This is a genomic window from Siccirubricoccus sp. G192 (assembly GCF_019084075.1).
Lineage (GTDB): Bacteria > Pseudomonadota > Alphaproteobacteria > Acetobacterales > Acetobacteraceae > G192.
This window is the reverse complement of record NZ_JAHREN010000001.1, coordinates 41,109-57,230: the sequence shown is the minus strand read 5'-3', so window position 1 is coordinate 57,230 and position 16,122 is coordinate 41,109. Positions and strand designations below refer to the sequence as shown.

The window sequence follows — 16,122 nt, the reverse complement described above, 5'->3', positions numbered from 1 at the left end:
GGGGGCGGCGCTTGCGGCATCAGCTTCACGTTGCGGTCAGGCCCTGGGCCGGCGCAGCGTGGAGACGACATAGGCGATGCCGGAGGCCGCGGTGGTGGTCGCCACCGCCCAGATCATGGCCAGCAGCAGCGCATCCGCCTGCAACCGGAAGCCGGCCAGGAACAGCGCCAGCGCCGCCAGCGCAAGCTGCACCAGGGTATTGAGCTTGGAGATCCAGAGCGGCCGGATCGCCGGCGGCTGCCCCAGCACCCAGAGCAGCAGCACGCCGCCCACGATCACCAGGTCGCGGAATACCACCAGGATTGCCAGCCAGTCCGGCAGCACGCCGATGCCGGCCAGCGCCACATAGACCGAGACCAGCAGCGCCTTGTCCGCCACCGGGTCGAGCAGCGCGCCGAGCGCTGAGCGGGCATTCAGCACCCGCGCTAGCCAGCCATCCACCGCATCCGAGAGTCCGGCGCCGACGAAGACGCCGAAGGCCAGGTCGAGCCGGTGGTGCAGGATCAGCCAGATGGCCGCCGGCACGGCGCAGAGCCGGGCCAGGGTGATGAGGTTGGGCAGGGTCACGAGCGCATTGCTCACGGCGCCGGCCGCCTCGCCGCCGCTTTCGGGGCGCGCGCGCGTCTCAGCCGCCTCCGGCAAGGCCCAGCCGCCAGGATTCGCCGAAGCCCGGCCCTGGCCCCGCCGCCGGCACCAGGGCGATGCCGAGCGCGGCCAGGTCCCCGGCCGCGATCGGCGGCGGCGCCCGCAGGCCGAGCCGGAGCCGCGCCGCATCCACCGCCAGTGCCTGGATCTCCACCGAGGCGACCGGCCCCGCGCCGCTCAGCCGCCGTCGCAATTCCAGCCATTCACCCATGGAACGATAGGTGGCGACGACCTCCAGCCAATTTGAGGCCGGGCTCGATGGCGCCGGCGCCGATACCGCCGACTCGCCGGGCGCCGCGGTCCCGGCCAGGCCCGGCACCCGCGACCCGAGTGCCGAGCGCACCCGGCCGGCGCTGAAATTCACCGTGATGCGGCCGGTATAGCGGGTCGGGGAGGTGCGCTCCTGCTCGATGACGATGGAGGAGACGAGATTCTCGATCTGCCCGTCCGACAGGTTGATGGGCGGGGCCCCGGCCTCCGCCACCAGCCGGTCCCAGGCGATGCGGCGGCCGGCGGCCAGCGCCCGGTCGCGCGCCAGCACGCCGTTCTCGGCGGTGGCCTCGGCCGGGATGCCGCGCTGCGTCAGGTTGAGCAGGCCGGAGGGCGCCGGCATGGCGGCAGCCTCCGGCGCCGCCAGGTCCTGCGCGGCCGCCGGCTGCCAGGCGGGCAGGCCTGCGAGAAGGCCGGCAAGCAGCAGCGCCGCGGTTGCGAAGCGGCCGCGCGCGTGGTTGTTTCCGCCGCGGCCGGCCGGCATGGCCGGCCCGGAGCCCGTTCTGCAACCCAGCATCGGCTCTCCGTCTCTCCCGGATGTTCCGCCGGCCGATTCGGACCGCCGCGCCTCATGGCGCCAGGATCATCGGACGATATGTTGCCCTGTAGCCGATCGGAGGCCGCCCTGACCAGTTCCCCCCGAATCCTCCTCCCCGGGAAGCCTGACCTACCGTGATGCCGGGGTGGATATCGAGGCCGGCGACGCGCTGGTCGAAGCGATCAAGCCGCTGGCCCGCGCCACCTCCCGCCGCGGCAGCATGGGCGGGCTCGGCGGCTTCGGCGCGCTGTTTGACCTGAAGGCGGCCGGCTTCAAGGACCCAGTGCTGGTCTCCTCCACCGATGGCGTCGGCACCAAGCTGCGGGTGGCCATCGATGCCGGGCAGCACGACACGGTGGGCATCGACCTCGTCGCCATGTGCGTGAACGACCTGGTGGTGCAGGGCGCCGAGCCGCTGTTCTTCCTGGACTACTTCGCCACCGGCCGGTTGCGGCTGGAACAGGCCCGCGCGGTGATCTCCGGCATCGCCGAGGGTTGCCGCCAGGCCGGCTGCGCCCTGGTGGGCGGCGAAACCGCCGAGATGCCGGGCATGTATGCGGCCGAGGATTACGACCTCGCCGGATTCGCGGTGGGCGCGGCGGAACGCGACCGGCTGCTGTCGGGCAGCAACCTCGCGCCGGGGGATGTGCTGCTCGGCCTCGCCAGCGCGGGGGTGCATTCCAACGGCTTCTCCCTGGTGCGCCGCGTGCTGGAGGCGGCCGGACTGTCCCTGGCCGATCCCGCGCCCTTCGCGTCGGGCGAAAGGGGGGGGCCAGACGCTCGGCCAGGCGCTGCTGGCGCCGACCCGGATCTACGTGAAGCCGTTGCTGGCCCTGCACAAGGCCGGGCTGCTGAAGGCCGCCGCGCATATCACCGGCGGCGGCCTGCCGGGCAACCTGCCGCGCGTGCTGCCGGCGGGGCTGGAGGCGGTGGTGGATGCCGCCACCTGGCCGGTGCCGCCGGTCTTCGCCTGGCTGGCCGCGGCGGGGAACATCGCCGCGGACGAGATGCTGCGGGTGTTCAATTGCGGCATCGGCATGGTGGCGGTGGTGCCGGCGGCGGCGGCCGAGGATGCCGCGGCCCGGTTGCGCCAGGCGGGCGAGACGGTGTTCCGCATCGGCGAGCTTGCCGCCGGCCAGGGCCCGGCCGGGCTACGGGTGGAGAATCTGCCCGAGGGCTGGCCCAGGTGATTGCCGGGCGGCCAGGCCGGACCCGCACCGCCATCCTGATCTCCGGCCGCGGCTCCAACATGGCGGCGCTGCTGGCGGCGGCGGCCGATCCCGCCTATCCGGCGGAGATCGCGCTGGTGCTGGCCAATCGCGCCGATGCCGGCGGCTTGGCGCTCGCCGCCGCCGCCGGGGTGCCGACGGCAGTGGTGGAAAGCCGCCCCTTCCGCGGCGACCGCGAGGGGTTCGAGCGGGCGGTGCAAGCCGAGCTTCTCCACCATGACGTGGCACTGGTGGCGCTGGCCGGTTTCATGCGGGTGCTGACGCCGGGCTTCGTGGCGGCCTGGGAGGGCAGGCTGGTGAATATCCATCCCTCCCTGCTGCCGGCCTTCCCTGGCCTTGATACGCATGAGCGGGCGCTGGCGGCCGGGGTGCGGCTGCATGGCTGCACCGTGCACCTGGTCAGCGCCGGGGTGGATGAGGGGCCGATCCTGGCCCAGGCCGCGGTGCCGGTGCTGCCCGGCGACACGGCGGCGGCGCTGGCGGCGCGGGTGCTGGAGCAGGAACACCGGGTCTATCCGGCGGCGCTGGCCTGGCTGGCGGCCGGGCGGGTGCGGATCGCGGCCGGACGTGCCATGGTGGCGGGAGCGGTGGCGCCGGGGACGGCTTTGCTGAACCCCTTGCCGGGACCGCTCGCGCTTCTTACACCGACGCCCCGAGTGGCGGGACCAGAATAGGGAAAAGGCCGTGGCCGAGCATCAGGAGTCTTACGAATTCAGCGCCGTCGAGACGAAGGACATCCTGGCCGAGCGGGAACGCGGCTGGGAGGGTTTCACCCAGTTCCTTACCTGGTCCTTGCTGGTGACGGCGCTGGTGCTGATCGCGCTGCTGGTCTTCGTGGCCTGACGCGGCCGAGGGCTGCAGACCCGGGGGGTCTGGGCCGGGCCATGAGCAATGCGGATCGGCCGCCGGGAAGCTTCCGGCGGCCGATCCAGCCTGCTCAGGCGACGATTTCGATGCCGGCGAAGAAGAAGGCGATCTCGGCCGCCGCATTCTCGGCGCTGTCCGAGCCATGCACGCTGTTCGCCTCGATGCTCTCCGCGAATTCCTTGCGGATGGTGCCGGGGGCGGCATTGGCCGGGTTGGTGGCGCCCATGATCTCGCGGTTCTTGGCCACCGCGCCCTCGCCCTCCAGCACCTGCGCCACCACCGGGCCGCTGGTCATGAAGGCCACCAGGTCGTTGTAGAAGGGCCGCTCGCGGTGGACGGCGTAGAACTCGCCGGCCTGCTCGGCGGAGAGCTTCAGGCGCTTCTGCGCGATGATGCGCAGGCCCTTCTCCTCGAATTTGGCGTTGATCCTGCCGGTGAGGTTCCGGCGGGTGGCATCCGGCTTGATGATGGAAAGGGTGCGTTCGAGGGCCATGGGAGCGTTCCATACATAGTGTCGCGGCCGGATAAGCGGGCTGAGGACTGGATGCAAGCCCGCCTCCCGATTGGCTCTCTCTCAGTTCAGTGTCCGCCCGGCGTTGTTGCCTTATAAAAACGTTTACATTTTTGGCCATTTGAGGCATAAAGTTAGCAAGTATATGCTCGCGAAATTCGCGATACTAAAGCTGAGTTTAAACGTAGTTAGGAAAAAACGGATGATAACGCCCGCTGGAGAGTTAAGTATATTCAGTTTTTCCGGCGCGATGATTTTAGATGAGGCAGCAGAAATATTCCGGATGGTAGGCAACTACAGGGGTCATAAGGTAGCGTTGCAACCTCCGGTTCGGATAGCCAAGCCGACTTGGAGACCTATCCCACAATTTGATTCGGAGAGCTTCGCTAATATTTTTGTCGGTTCGCCTCCGATGTCAGGACCATTTAAGATGGCGGCGCTGCCAAATCTTGTATTGGGCCAAGCCCCTAGTATAAAACTTGCTTTCGGCGATGAAGATGCTGGTCAGTTTAGTCGTTTCAAAGATACTTTAATCGTTGAATTCTACGGATCGCAGTCAACAGAAGTGAACTGCGAAAATTTCGTTTCTGCATTCACTGACTGGTTGCGCGTAAAATCAGGGCAGTGGTGGATAGGCGTGCCCGCTGAAGGCCTGACTGGCAATAAACATTTATTATTTCAAATGAGCGGAGATCAAAACGTAGAAAGTGCTCCAATCGCAACAGTAAGGCAAATTACACCTCCACAAACGGCGAAATCTATTTCGCCTGAAGTATGGAGCGAATCTTTCTTGCTGGCGTGCAAAGAGGAGTGGCCTGCCGAACACGAACTCACTTTTTGTGAAATTCAGCATCAATATAGCCTGAAAAATTGGCCAACATGCATAATATTGATGTGTTCCATGTGGGAGAGGCAGAGAGACAAAATACTTAAAGCTAGAAACATCAGTATCAAAAGCCTGAATGTTGGCGAAACTAATCTATTGAAACACATAACGGCAGGATTTGAAAAGAAATTTGGAAGGAACCTTTCCAAAGAAAAGCATTCTCTTTACGAATTTATGAAAGCTTGTTGGGCAGCAAGAGGTCATGCCGCACATGGGAAAAATATAATCTGGATTTACCAGGGAAAGAAATCGAAAATTGAAGATTTGCCGCCCGAAGAATTTCATTTCATGTGCCGATCTATTATCGATTGGCTCGAAGGGGTATTTGCAAATTCATAAAATTGGCCCAATAGATATTAGGTCAATTCCAGAAACCCGTTCAGGTAGGTGCTCATCTTGATCGACTGGGCCAGCGGGCTTGCGAGTCGCGCAGCCTTTTCTGCCTTATAGGGCCACCATGACCGTTCTGGCGATCCGCGACCTCACCCTACGCATAGCCGGCCGCGCCCTGATGGAGGGCGCCGACCTGATGGTGGACCCCGGCCGCAAGATCGGGCTGGTCGGGCGCAACGGCGCCGGCAAGTCCACCCTGCTGCGCGCCATCACCGGCGATCTGCACCCGGATGGCGGCGAGATCCGCCTGGCCGCCCGCGCCCGCATGGGCCATGTGGCGCAGGAGGCGCCGGGCGGCCCCGAAAGCCTGCTGGAGACGGTGCTCGCCGCCGATACCGAACGCGCCGCCCTGCTGGCCGAGGCGGAATCCCACCCGCCGCCGCACCGCGTCGCCGAGATCCATGAGCGGCTGATCGCCATCCAGGCCGACAGCGCGCCGGCCCGCGCCGCCACCGTGCTGGCCGGGCTCGGCTTCGACGCGCAGGCGCAGGAGCGGCCCACAGCGGAATTCTCCGGCGGCTGGCGGATGCGCGTGGCGCTGGCCCGGGTGCTGTTCCTGGAACCCGAATTGCTGCTGCTGGACGAGCCGACCAACCACCTCGACCTCGAAGCCACGATCTGGCTGGAGGGCTGGCTCTCGCGCTTCTCCGGCGCCGCCATCGTGGTGAGCCACGACCGCGAATTGCTGGAGCGCTGCGTCGATGCCATCGTGCATCTCGATCGCGGCAAGCTCACCCTCTATCCCGGCGGCTTCGAGAATTTCGTGCGCGTGCGGGCCGAGCGCCAGGCGCAGCAGGTGGCGCAGAACGAGCGGCTGGGGGCCGAGCGCGCCCGCATCCAGTCCTTCGTGGACCGGTTCCGCGCCAAGGCCAGCAAGGCCCGCCAGGCGCAGTCGCGCGTGAAGGCGCTGGAGCGCATGCCGGCGATCGAGGCGGTGGTGGAGGACAGCGTCACCCGCTTCGCCTTCCCCGAACCCGCCGCCCTGGCGCCGCCGGTGCTCTCCCTCTCGCAGGCCAGCGCCGGCTATGACGGGCGCGCGGTGCTGCGCGACCTCGACCTCCGGCTGGACCAGGACGACCGCATCGCGCTGCTCGGCGCCAATGGCAATGGCAAGTCCACGCTGGCGAAGCTCTTCGCCGGGCGGCTGCCGCTGCTCTCCGGCGGGATGCACCGCGCGCCGAAGCTGAAGGTCGGCTATTTCGCGCAGCACCAGACGGATGAGCTGGACCCCGCCGGCACGCCGCTCTCCCACATGCAGGCGGCGCTGCCCCGCGCCACGGTGCAGCAGTGCCGCGCCCAGCTCGCGCGCTTCGGCCTGGACGTGGATCGCGCGACGACCTTGATCTCCGCCTGTTCGGGCGGCGAGAAGGCGCGGCTGCTGCTGGCGCTCTGCACGCGCGAGGCGCCGCAACTGCTCATCCTGGATGAGCCCACCAACCACCTCGACATCGATGCGCGGGAAGCCCTGGTGAAGGCGCTGGCCGAATATGGCGGCGCGGTGGTGCTGATCTCGCACGACCCGCATCTGGTGGAGCTGGTCGCGGACCGGCTCTGGGTGGTGGGGGAGGGGAGGGTGCGCCCCTTCGATGGCGACCTCGACGACTACCGCGCCCTGCTGGCCGACCGCACCCGCGGCGGCAACCGCGCCGAGGCGGCGCCGAGGCGGCGGGAGGAGCGGCGCGGCCGGGCGGTCTCCCGCACCGCGCTGGCGCCGCTGCGTGACCGGGCGAAGCAGTTGGAGGCGCAGCTTGCGAAGCTCCAGGCGGAGGCCACGACGATCGACGCCGCGCTGCTCGATCCCCGCCTCTATGCCAACAAGAATGCCGACCTGATCGCCCGCGCCACCGCCCGCCGCGCCGCCGTGACGAAGATCATGGAATCGCTGGAGACCGAGTGGCTTGAATTGCAGGAGCAGTTGGAGGCGGCGGCCTAGATCGGCACGCCCGCAGCGGCCAACCCATCCATCCGGCGGATCGGCGGCATCCACACCACGCATTGGGCGGCGGGTCGGGCGGGGAGCATCTTGCGTGGCAAGGGAAGGGCGCATCGCCCACCCAGGACACGAAAGAACATCCCATGCTTCGCAACATCCTCTTCGCTTCGATGATCGCTTTCGGTGCGGCCGGCGCCGCCGTGGCAGCGGAGGGCCCGCGCCTGGTCGGCGGCGGCACCAATGCCGAGGTCGAGTACAGCGGCGCCCCCGAGGGCGTGGTGGTCGGCGGCGGCACCGTGCTGCTGCATGGCGGCGGCGAGAACCGCAGCTTCACCTATGGCCAGGTGAACGCCCTGCCTGGCCGCATCGGCCAGGTGGTCGGCGGCGGCGAGAATACCGAGGTGGTCTACCAGCCCAGCCTGCCGGCGACCGGCCTGGCCCGCGCGTCGGACGACGCCTTCCGTGGCTAGTGCAACCCCGTCCCGATCGGAAATGCGCGTTTCCGGTCGGGACACCGGATCGGATCATGGGCCGGCCTGGATGCTCCGGCGTCCAGGCCGGCTGCTTGAAGCCGGTCACATGCTCCCGTTGGCGCGTATGTTGCATAGACGATGCCACTTGGCTCTCGACACCGATTTGGCTGCTGAGGCAATGTTGTCGCTCGCGTGATACCGAGGCTTGGGACCATGTTGCATGGACTTGGCGGGCGGGCTGATTGCGGGTCCGAATAATTCATGGCGCGCGGCCGCTGCCGAATGCCAGGGACCCCGGCAATCCTCCCCCTTTCGGCTGAGCGCGCCTGTCGCCAAGGGCTCTCCGCCATGCCTGACAAAACCAAGCCGTTTCCCGTTCCTGCCCGAATACTTGCTGCATTGACCGGTTCCGACGTCGGGTATTTGAGGGCATTGCCGGAGCTGCCAGGAGGATGCGAGTCCCCGGGAGGACATCCCGCCAGGAACCCGGTCCTTTCCAGGTCGGACCTGTGCCAGGGCAGCGAACCCCAATGAAAAAAGCCGGGTTGGTCCTCGCCCTGCTTTGCCTCGGCGTGCTTGGCCTGGCCGGGTGCACGCCCGTCACCATCGGTTCCGGGTTGCCCGCCGCCGCGCCGGCCATCGGGCGCGACGCCTTCATCATGTCGGATGGCGCCAGGCTGCCCTACCAGGCCTGGCTGCCCCAGGGCAGGCCGCGGGCGATCCTGCTCGGCCTGCACGGCTTCGGGGATTATTCCATCAACGCCTTCGACCTGCCGGCGCCGCTGTTCACCGCCCGTGGAATCGGGGTCTATGCCTATGACCAGCGGGGGTTCGGCGCTGCGCCCCATCGCGGGATCTGGCCCGGCGGCGCCACCCTGGCGGGTGATGCGGCGGCGGTCACGCGGCTGTTGCGGGCGCGCCATCCCGGTGTGCCCGTCTACCTCATGGGGGAAAGCATGGGGGCTGCCGTCCTGATGGTGGCCGCCACCTCCGCGGACCCGCCGATGGTCGATGGCTATGTGCTGCTGGCGCCCGGGGTCAGGGGCCGTGCCAGCATGAGCCGGTTTTCCAGGGCTGCCCTCGAAGTGGCGGCCCGCGCGATTCCGGCGGTCGGCTTCCGCGGGTCGGCGCCCGGCTACGCCCCGACCGACAACGAGGAGGTGATGCAGCGCTGGTCGCGCGACCCATTGACGGTGAAGGAGTTCCGCGTCGATGTCGTCTACGGCTTGGTGAACCTCATGGATGATGCCGAGGCCGCCGCGCCCTACTTCAACGCGAATGCGCTGGTCCTCTATGGCGGGCAGGACCTGATCGTGCCGGAGCGTCCGATGCGGCAGTTCCTGCGGGCGCTGCCGGCGGCGGGGCCGCACCGCCTCGCCTTCTATCCGCATGGCCATCACCTGCTGCTCCGTGACCAGGAGCGCGCCCTGGTGGCCGCGGATATCGCCGCCTGGCTGGAGCGCCCTGACGCGCCGCTGCCCTCGCACGCGGATGCCGCGGCCAGGGATTGGCTGCGCGCATCGGTCGAATGAGCGGCGATATCCGGCCCGGCTACCCCGGCGGGCGCCGCGCGCTATAGGCGCGGAAGATGCCCAACTGGGTCTCGCAGGCGACCTGCACGAAGCCCGCCTGCGCCAGGCTCCGCTGGATCACCGCCGGCGGGACGCAGGCATCGATGGTATCCCAGTAGTATCGCATCAGCGTCTCGGCGCGGGTGCCGGCCCCGGCCAGGCGGCTCAGGGCGGGAACGACCCGGCCGAGATAGGACCGGACCGCGGCATAAGCGAGCCTGCTGTCGGGGCGCCCGATCTCCAGCAGCAGCAGGTTCCCGCCGGGCCGCAGCACGCGGTGGTATTCCGCGAAGGCGATGGCGAGGTCGGCCACGTGGCGCAGCGCGTAGCCCATGCTCACGAAGTCGAGGCTCGCATCGCCGAGCGGCAGCGCCTCGGCCCGCGCCTGGATGAGCGGGATGGCGAGGCTGCGCCTGGCCTCGGCCAGCATGCCCTCGCTCAGGTCCAGCCCGATGACGTCGCCGGGCCTGCCGGTGATGCGGACCGCCTCGCGCGCCACCAGCCCGGTGCCGACCGCGACATCCAGCAGCTTTGCGCCCGGCCGCAGCCCGGCCCGCTGCAACGCGCGCCTGCGGTACCAGGCCCCCGATCCCAGCGAGAAGGCGCGGTTGATCCTGTCGTAGGAGGCGGCGGTCTGGTTGAAGAGGTCGCGGACGAAGCCGTCCCGGTCCTGCGCGGCCGGGTGGTAGTCCAGCAGGGGCGGGTGCGGTGCGGACGGTCCGGCGCCATCCGCGGTCCCGTCCTGGCGAATCCTCGTGCTCTCCGCGCCATGCGCCATTGCCACCGCCGTATTGTCCCCCTGCCTCGCCCCGGCCTGCCGCGCGAATTCGGGCCAAACTATTCAGGAAGGCGATGCGAGACAACGCGGCATCGCCGCATCAGCGAAGGCCGGGCGCCCCCCGCCTCCCTGGGCGGCATGCAACCCCTCCTGTAGATTGCGCCCCCCGGTGGCTGGTATCCCCCGCCGGGCCAGAAGGGAACCTGCGATGCGCCTTGCCCGTCACCTCACGCCATTGCTCGGCCTGTGGCTGACGGCCTGCAGCACGGTCGGCTTCGACCGGCCCGGCGGCATCGCCCAGGCAGCCTATACCGATCTCATTCCGTATTTCGCCGAATTCTGCGCCCTGTCGCAGATCAAGCAGAAGCGCGGCTTCGGCGCGGAGATCCGCGGCGAGATCGGCGGCCATGCCGTCTTCTACCTGCATGGTGCCTGCCGCGCGGCGGAGCAGGGCCAGACCACCCTCCGGCTCTGCGACGAGCCCGCGGCGGAGCCGGCCGATGGCGTCGGGCTCAGCATGAACGCGCATTTCCGCAATGCGAAATGGATCGCAACGCCCGGCCGCGACTTCTTCTTCCACGGCAACATGGCGGCCGGGGAACCGCTCACCCGGGCCGGCTATGCCGCTGTCCAGGCCGAGGCCAGGCGCCTCGGCATCTATGACGGCATCGCCTTCCACAAGGAGGTCTTCGACGACATGCCCGAAGGCATGGCGCGGGAGACGTGGAAATACGAGGTCTCGGTCGCCACCGACTATGCCATCAGCCTCGGCCGCGGCCGGTTCTGCGCCCGCGTGCCGGTCAACCGGGCGCAACTGGCGGTGATGGTCGGCTTCCTGAACGAACAGAACGCGCCCTACCGTGAGGGACGCGAGGAATTCCGCTGGAGCCTGTTCCAGGACAACTGCATCCACCTGGCGCACAACGCGCTCGCCGCGGCCGGCGTCTGGGCGGAATGGCCGACCGGCCGGCCCTTCCTGCTGGCGATGTTCGACTTCCCGGTGCCGCGCAACGAATTCGTCAACCTGATGCGGCGCACCGGCGACGCCTCCCTGCTGGACCCGGCGGCGCTGCATGCCGATCCGGCGGCGCGGCGGGCGCTGCTGCAATTCGGCCAATTGCCGCTGCGGCCCGGCGCGCTGATGGAATCGCGGCCGCCGCAGCGGCCGAACGAGGTCTATGACACCGAACTGAAGCTGATCTTCTACGACGACCCGACCTTCGGCCCCTATCAGGGCTGGTTCGACGAGATCCAGGACGACCCGCGCCGGCACGACCTCCGCGGCAACCTGGCCTGGGTGGCGGGGCGCTATCGCGAGGCATTGGTGGAGCGCAGGCCGCTCGCCTGGTGGCTGGCCCGGCGCCCCGCGCGGGACGACCCGGCGGGCTTCGGCGAGACCTACCGGCATCTCTATGCGTTGCTGGAGCAAGGCGCGGCGGCGGTCGAGGCGCGGCTGGCCGGCCTCGACGCCGCCGGGCGCCGCTGAATGCGGCCATCGCGCACGCATCTCGTGCTGATCCCCACCTACAATGCCGGCGCGCTGCTGCTGCGCACGGTGCGGGAGGCGCGTGCGGCCTGGGCGCCGGTCTGGGTGGTGGTGGACGGCAGCACGGACGGCTGGGACGCGGCGCTGGCGCCGATCGAGGCGGGCGACCCGGGCCTGCGGGTCTTCCGGCTGCCGCGCAATGCCGGCAAGGGCGCCGCGGTCCTGCATGCCTTGCGGGAGGCGGACCGGCTGGGCTTCACCCATGCTCTGGTGATGGATTCGGACGGCCAGCACCCGGCCGACCGCATCGGTGAATTCATGGCGGCCTCCGCCGCCGCGCCCGAGGCCATGGTGCTGGGGCAGCCGGTCTTCGGCGCCGATGCGCCGCTGGAGCGGGTGCTGGGCCGGCGGCTGTCCAATTGGTGGGCGGATCTGGAGACGCTCTGGGCGGGCATCGGCGATTCGCTGTTCGGCTTCCGCGTCTATCCGGTGCGCCCCCTGCTGGAGGAAATGACCCGCCATCGCTGGATGCGGCGCTTCGATTTCGATGCGGAAGCGGCGGTGCGGTTGTGCTGGCGCGGGGTGCAGCCGATGAAGCTGCCGGTCCCGGTGCGCTACCTCAGCCGGGCCGAGGGCGGCGTCTCGCATTTCCACTATGTCAGGGACAACCTCCTGCTGGCCTTCATGCATCTGCGCCTGGTGCTGGGCTTCCTGCCACGGTTGCCGCGGCTGCTGCGACGCCGCTTGGCCGGCCGGCCAGGGTGAGTCCTGCCTGAAGGGCGGGCACCCGCCGCCGGCCGTGGCGCCGCTCCGGCGCCCTGGCCGAGGGGAAATTACGCGTGGCGTGCCACCGGGCGGCAATGCGGACAACCAGCGGCAGCCGGGCGGGCACCCGGCGCCAAACCCTTGCCACGGTTGCGTTACTCGCGGCCCGGGGCGGTTCGCCGCAGCGGGCCGGATGCTTTACAGGCATTCTCCTGCCCCTGTAATGTGCAGCATGGAGAGACCTGTGGCCGACCCGCATACTTCCTCGCCGGCACCATCCGGCAGCGCCGGTCAGCAGATGACCAATCAGCAGACGCCTGGTGAGCAGATGCCCGGTGAACAGACGGACGCAGAGCGCAAGCTCGCGGAACTCATCGTCGCCGCGCTGCAGCTTGAGATCGCGCCCACGGAGATCGAGCCGGAGGCCGCCTTGTTCGGCGATGGCCTCGGCCTGGACTCGATCGATGCGCTGGAACTCGCCTTGGCGATTTCCCGCGCCCATGGCATCGAGTTGCGGTCCGATGACCAGCAGAATCGCCGCATCTTCGCCTCCCTACGCAGCCTGTCCGCGCATATCGAGGCGTCCCGCGCTGCCGCCACGCCGCCTTGACCCGGCAATCCGGCTACCCGCTCGTCGAACGCCCACCGGGGGCCACGCTCTTCCGGCGCGACGGCCTGGCCATCTCCGCCGACGACCTGCTGCGTGACGCGGAAGCCCTGGCGGCCAGCCTGCCGCCGGGGCGCTACCTGCTGAACCTGTGCCGGGACCGCTACGCCTTCGCCATCGCCTTCCTCGCGGCGCTGCTGCGGGAACAGGTCTGCCTGCTGACCGGCGAACGCTCCGCCGCCGCGCTGGCGGGGCTCACCGCGGGCTTCCCCGGCTGCGTCGCAGCCGTCGACGATCCGGCGCAGGAATTGCCGCCAGGGCTGCCGCTGCATCTGGTGCGGCCGGGGGAAGCCGGCACTGGCCCGGCCGCGGGCAATCCGGTGATCCCCGTTGGGCGGCTGGCGGCCATCGTCTTCACCTCCGGCAGCACGGGGGGTACCGGTCGGCCACGAAAAGACCTGGGGCGCCCTGGCCGAGCGCAGCCGCGCCGCCGGCCTGCGGTTCGGCCTGGCGGAAGCCGCGCCGGCCACCGTCATCGGCACCGTGCCGCCGCAGCACATGTATGGTTTCGAGACCACGGTGCTGCTGCCGCTGCATGCCGCCGCCGCCGGCTGGTGCGGCCCGACCTTCTTCCCGGAGGATATGCGCGCCGCCCTGGCCGCGGTGCCCGAGCCGCGCCTGCTGGTGACCACGCCATTGCAGATGAGCACGCTGCTGCGGGCGGGGCCCGGCCTGCCGCGGCTGCGCGCCGTCATCTCGGCCACCGCGCCGCTCGATGCCGCGCTGGCCGCCGAGGCCGAGGCGCGCTGGCAGGCCCCGGTGCTGGAGATCTTCGGCGCCACCGAGGTGGGCTCCATCGCCAGCCGCCGCACCCTGGAGGGCGATGCCTGGGCCACCTATCCCGGTGTCGCGCTGGCGCCGGTGGCGGAGGGCGTCGGCATCACCGCGCCGCATGCGCCCGCGGTGCCGCTGGACGACCAGGTGGAGGCGCTTGGCCCGGACCGGTTCCGGCTGCTCGGCCGGCGGACGGATATCGTCAAGCTCGGCGGCCACCGCGCCTCGCTCGCCGGGCTGAACCGCATCCTGCTGGGGCTGGACGGGGTGGAGGATGGCGCCTTCGTCCTGCCGGAGGCCCTGAACCCCTCGGCGACGGCGCGGCTGCTGGCGGTGGTGGTGGCGCCGCAGCGGAGTGCCGACAGCATCCTGCAGGAGTTGCGCGGCAGGATGGACCCTTTGTTCCTGCCGCGCCGCATCATCCGTGTCCCCGCCTTGCCCCGCAACGAATTGGGCAAGCTGCCGCGGCAGCGGCTATTGGACCTGCTGGCGCAGTCGGACGCCTGCGCCAGCGGAGCGGCCTGATGCGGCCGGCCGGGCAATTCAGCATCGCGATGGAGCATCCCTGCCTCCCCGGCCATTTCCCGGGAAACTCGGTGGTGCCGGGTGTCGTGCTGCTGGAGGAGATCCTCGCGCTGGTCCTGGCGGCGCATCCGGGGCGGGTGGTTATCGGGCTGCCGCAGGTGCGGTTCCTCGTGCCGGTCCTGCCGGGACAAGTGGTGGAGGTCGCGGCCGGCCCGGTGGCGGGCGGCATCGGCTTCACCGGCGCGGTGGCGGGACGCGAGGTGCTGCGCGGCAGGCTGGAGCTGGGTTCCCCGCCATGACCACGGCGGCCTGGACGAAGCAGGTGGAAGGCGGCAGCGCCCTGCCGCTCCGCGCCCTGTTGTGGCTGGTGCTGCGGCTGGGCGCCCCGCTCGGCGCGCTGGTCCTGCTGCCGCTGACCGCCTGGTACCTGGCCACCGCCGGCGCCGCGCGCGCCGCCTCCCGCGACTATCTCGGCCGGGTGCTGGGGCGGCCGGCGCGGCTGGCGGAGGTGGCGCGGCATTTCCACGGCTTCGCCTGCGCGGTGCTGGACCGGGTCTTCCTGCTCGCCGGCCGGCTGGACGGCTTCGATATCCGCATCGAGGGGCTGGAGCATGTCCTGGCGGTGCTGGCGCGCGGCCAGGGCTGCGTCCTGCTGGGCGCGCATCTCGGCAGCTTCGAGGTGCTGCGCAGCGTCGCCCGCCATTCGCCGGTGCCGGTGCGGGCGATGATGTATCGCCGCAATGCCGGTGCGCTGACCGCGCTGCTGGACCGGCTCTCGCCCGGGCTCCGCGAGAGCGTCATCGAGATCGGCGAGCCGGGCAGCATGCTGCGGGCGCGGGAGGCGGTGGAGCGCGGCGAGATCGTCGGCCTGCTGGCGGATCGTTCGCCCCGTGGCGAGAAGACGGTGGCGGTGCCCTTCCTCGGCAGCCCGGCGGGTTTCCCGGCCGGCCCCTTCATCCTGGCCGCCAGCATGGCCGCGCCGGTGGTGCTGTTCCAGGGCCTCCGCACCGGGCCGCGCCGCTACACCGTGCGCTTCGAGCCATTCGCCGAGCGCCTGGCGCTGCGCCGGGCGAGCCGGGCCGAGGATCTGCGCGGCTGGGTCGGCCGCTATGCCGCCGCGCTGGAGGCGGCCTGCCGGGCGCATCCCTTCAACTGGTTCAATTTCTTTCCTTTCTGGGAGCACGGCCAGCATGCCGGACCCGATGCGGCGCCGTCCGGTCCTGTCGCTTCTCCTGTCCTGCCTGGCGGCGCCCTGGACCGCCCGGGCCCAGCCCGCGCCGGTTGAGGATGCCCCGCTCGACCTGGAGGCGCTGATGGCCCGCATGGCCGCGGTGCCCGAACGCCACGAGAGTTTCCGGGAGGAGCGGCGGCTCGCCGCGCTCAACTTCCCGCTGGTCATGACCGGCACGCTCCGCTACCGCCGCCCCGCGCATCTGGAGAAGCTGACGGAGACGCCGCAGCCGGAAAGCCTGGTGGTGGAGGGCGACCGGGTGGAACTGACCCTCGGCAACGAGCCGACCCAGATCCTCGACCTGGCGCGGGCGCCGGAATTGCGGGTGCTGGTGGATGCGGTGCGCGCGCCGCTCTCCGGCGACCTCGCCGCGCTCCGCCGCTCCTTCGCGGTGCGGGCCACCGGCACGCCGGATGCCTGGGTGCTGGAGCTGCAGCCGCTGGAGCCGCGCGCCGCCCGCTTCCTGCGCGCAGTGCGCCTGGCCGGCAGCGGCACCAATGTGCGGGAGACACTGCTGCTGCAGGCCAATGGCGACGTGCACCACATGCTGACCAGGCCGCTGCCCTGACCCCGGCAACCA

General features: G+C 69.9%; 17 protein-coding genes and 1 pseudogene. 14 read left to right on the top strand and 4 right to left on the bottom strand.

Translation table 11 applies throughout. From position 1 onward, the window contains the following. Window positions 1-36 precede the first annotated feature (36 nt). Together KSF81_RS00315 and KSF81_RS28750 are read right to left on the bottom strand one after the other, a co-directional pair. Complete coding sequence (locus KSF81_RS00315) at window positions 37-582, bottom strand: CDP-alcohol phosphatidyltransferase family protein (RefSeq protein WP_309139429.1); 546 nt, start codon at window positions 580-582, stop codon at window positions 37-39. A gap of 43 nt (window positions 583-625) precedes the next feature. Beyond that, window positions 626-1,399: a hypothetical protein gene (locus KSF81_RS28750; protein ID WP_254453288.1), complete on the bottom strand. Its 774-nt coding sequence runs from the start codon at window positions 1,397-1,399 to the stop codon at window positions 626-628. A 178-nt stretch (window positions 1,400-1,577) separates the two neighbouring features. On the opposite strand from KSF81_RS28750, the pseudogene purM reads away from it, so the two are divergent. The 3 genes and pseudogenes from purM to KSF81_RS00300 all read left to right on the top strand — a co-directional run bounded on the left by purM (window position 1,578) and on the right by KSF81_RS00300 (window position 3,525). Further along, window positions 1,578-2,643 (top strand): annotated as a pseudogene (gene purM / locus KSF81_RS00310) (phosphoribosylformylglycinamidine cyclo-ligase). Next, window positions 2,643-3,356, top strand: a complete 714-nt coding sequence (gene purN, locus KSF81_RS00305) for a phosphoribosylglycinamide formyltransferase (protein WP_309139682.1) — start codon at window positions 2,643-2,645, stop codon at window positions 3,354-3,356. The pseudogene purM and the gene purN overlap by 1 nt, the downstream one beginning before the upstream one ends. Before the next feature lie 10 nt (window positions 3,357-3,366). Then, window positions 3,367-3,525, top strand: coding sequence for a hypothetical protein (locus KSF81_RS00300; protein WP_217377235.1), 159 nt, complete (start codon window positions 3,367-3,369; stop codon window positions 3,523-3,525). Between the two features lie 94 nt (window positions 3,526-3,619). Here the strand turns inward: KSF81_RS00300 and ndk are convergent, their stop codons facing one another. Next, a complete protein-coding gene (gene ndk, locus KSF81_RS00295; protein WP_217377234.1) occupies window positions 3,620-4,042 on the bottom strand; it encodes a nucleoside-diphosphate kinase in 423 nt (140 codons plus the stop codon). A gap of 220 nt (window positions 4,043-4,262) precedes the next feature. On the opposite strand from ndk, the gene KSF81_RS00290 reads away from it, so the two are divergent. From KSF81_RS00290 to KSF81_RS00275, 4 genes are all read left to right on the top strand, one after another. Beyond that, window positions 4,263-5,285 carry a hypothetical protein gene (locus KSF81_RS00290; protein WP_217377233.1) on the top strand — a complete coding sequence of 341 codons (1,023 nt, stop codon included), beginning with the start codon at window positions 4,263-4,265 and terminating at the stop codon, window positions 5,283-5,285. A 118-nt stretch (window positions 5,286-5,403) separates the two neighbouring features. Next, window positions 5,404-7,272 carry an ABC-F family ATP-binding cassette domain-containing protein gene (locus KSF81_RS00285; RefSeq protein WP_217377232.1) on the top strand — a complete coding sequence of 623 codons (1,869 nt, stop codon included), beginning with the start codon at window positions 5,404-5,406 and terminating at the stop codon, window positions 7,270-7,272. 143 nt (window positions 7,273-7,415) lie between these two features. Next, window positions 7,416-7,742: a hypothetical protein gene (locus tag KSF81_RS00280; RefSeq protein WP_217377231.1), complete on the top strand. Its 327-nt coding sequence runs from the start codon at window positions 7,416-7,418 to the stop codon at window positions 7,740-7,742. A gap of 548 nt (window positions 7,743-8,290) precedes the next feature. After that, the gene (locus KSF81_RS00275) at window positions 8,291-9,277 is read left to right on the top strand and encodes an alpha/beta fold hydrolase (RefSeq protein WP_217377230.1); all 987 of its coding nucleotides are present in this window, start codon (window positions 8,291-8,293) and stop codon (window positions 9,275-9,277) included. Window positions 9,278-9,296: 19 nt separating this feature from the next. On the opposite strand, the gene KSF81_RS00270 is transcribed toward KSF81_RS00275, so the two are convergent. Continuing rightward, window positions 9,297-10,094: a class I SAM-dependent methyltransferase gene (locus tag KSF81_RS00270; RefSeq protein WP_217377229.1), complete on the bottom strand. Its 798-nt coding sequence runs from the start codon at window positions 10,092-10,094 to the stop codon at window positions 9,297-9,299. A 208-nt stretch (window positions 10,095-10,302) separates the two neighbouring features. On the opposite strand from KSF81_RS00270, the gene KSF81_RS00265 reads away from it, so the two are divergent. The 7 genes from KSF81_RS00265 to KSF81_RS00235 all read left to right on the top strand — a co-directional run bounded on the left by KSF81_RS00265 (window position 10,303) and on the right by KSF81_RS00235 (window position 16,110). After that, on the top strand, window positions 10,303-11,580 hold the full coding sequence (locus KSF81_RS00265; protein WP_217377228.1) for a hypothetical protein: 1,278 nt from the start codon (window positions 10,303-10,305) through the stop codon (window positions 11,578-11,580). After that, window positions 11,581-12,345, top strand: a complete 765-nt coding sequence (locus KSF81_RS00260; RefSeq protein WP_217377227.1) for a glycosyltransferase family 2 protein — start codon at window positions 11,581-11,583, stop codon at window positions 12,343-12,345. A 328-nt stretch (window positions 12,346-12,673) separates the two neighbouring features. Further along, window positions 12,674-12,955, top strand: a complete 282-nt coding sequence (locus KSF81_RS00255) for a phosphopantetheine-binding protein (protein WP_254453287.1) — start codon at window positions 12,674-12,676, stop codon at window positions 12,953-12,955. A 387-nt stretch (window positions 12,956-13,342) separates the two neighbouring features. Beyond that, the gene (locus KSF81_RS00250) at window positions 13,343-14,311 is read left to right on the top strand and encodes an AMP-binding protein (protein WP_217377226.1); all 969 of its coding nucleotides are present in this window, start codon (window positions 13,343-13,345) and stop codon (window positions 14,309-14,311) included. Then, entirely contained in the window at window positions 14,311-14,610 is a 300-nt protein-coding gene (locus tag KSF81_RS00245) for a hypothetical protein (RefSeq protein WP_217377225.1), read from the top strand. Before KSF81_RS00250 ends, KSF81_RS00245 begins: the two co-directional genes overlap by 1 nt. Then, complete coding sequence (locus KSF81_RS00240) at window positions 14,607-15,596, top strand: acyltransferase (RefSeq protein ID WP_217377224.1); 990 nt, start codon at window positions 14,607-14,609, stop codon at window positions 15,594-15,596. The genes KSF81_RS00245 and KSF81_RS00240 overlap by 4 nt, the downstream gene beginning before the upstream one ends. Then, window positions 15,502-16,110 (top strand): LolA-related protein, encoded by a 609-nt coding sequence (locus KSF81_RS00235; RefSeq protein WP_217381864.1) that lies wholly within the window; start codon window positions 15,502-15,504, stop codon window positions 16,108-16,110. The genes KSF81_RS00240 and KSF81_RS00235 overlap by 95 nt, the downstream gene beginning before the upstream one ends. Window positions 16,111-16,122: the final 12 nt, after the last annotated feature.

Coding starts and splice junctions, on each gene's coding strand:
- KSF81_RS00235 (WP_217381864.1), top strand. CDS start 15,502: ATGCCGGACCCGATGCGGCGCCGTCCGGTCCTGTCGCTTCTCCTGTCC.
- KSF81_RS00240 (WP_217377224.1), top strand. CDS start 14,607: ATGACCACGGCGGCCTGGACGAAGCAGGTGGAAGGCGGCAGCGCCCTG.
- ndk (WP_217377234.1), bottom strand. CDS start 4,042: ATGGCCCTCGAACGCACCCTTTCCATCATCAAGCCGGATGCCACCCGC.
- KSF81_RS00290 (WP_217377233.1), top strand. CDS start 4,263: ATGATAACGCCCGCTGGAGAGTTAAGTATATTCAGTTTTTCCGGCGCG.
- KSF81_RS00265 (WP_217377228.1), top strand. CDS start 10,303: ATGCGCCTTGCCCGTCACCTCACGCCATTGCTCGGCCTGTGGCTGACG.
- KSF81_RS00255 (WP_254453287.1), top strand. CDS start 12,674: ATGCCCGGTGAACAGACGGACGCAGAGCGCAAGCTCGCGGAACTCATC.
- KSF81_RS00245 (WP_217377225.1), top strand. CDS start 14,311: ATGCGGCCGGCCGGGCAATTCAGCATCGCGATGGAGCATCCCTGCCTC.
- KSF81_RS28750 (WP_254453288.1), bottom strand. CDS start 1,399: ATGCCGGCCGGCCGCGGCGGAAACAACCACGCGCGCGGCCGCTTCGCA.
- KSF81_RS00280 (WP_217377231.1), top strand. CDS start 7,416: ATGCTTCGCAACATCCTCTTCGCTTCGATGATCGCTTTCGGTGCGGCC.
- KSF81_RS00270 (WP_217377229.1), bottom strand. CDS start 10,094: ATGGCGCATGGCGCGGAGAGCACGAGGATTCGCCAGGACGGGACCGCG.
- KSF81_RS00285 (WP_217377232.1), top strand. CDS start 5,404: ATGACCGTTCTGGCGATCCGCGACCTCACCCTACGCATAGCCGGCCGC.
- KSF81_RS00260 (WP_217377227.1), top strand. CDS start 11,581: ATGCGGCCATCGCGCACGCATCTCGTGCTGATCCCCACCTACAATGCC.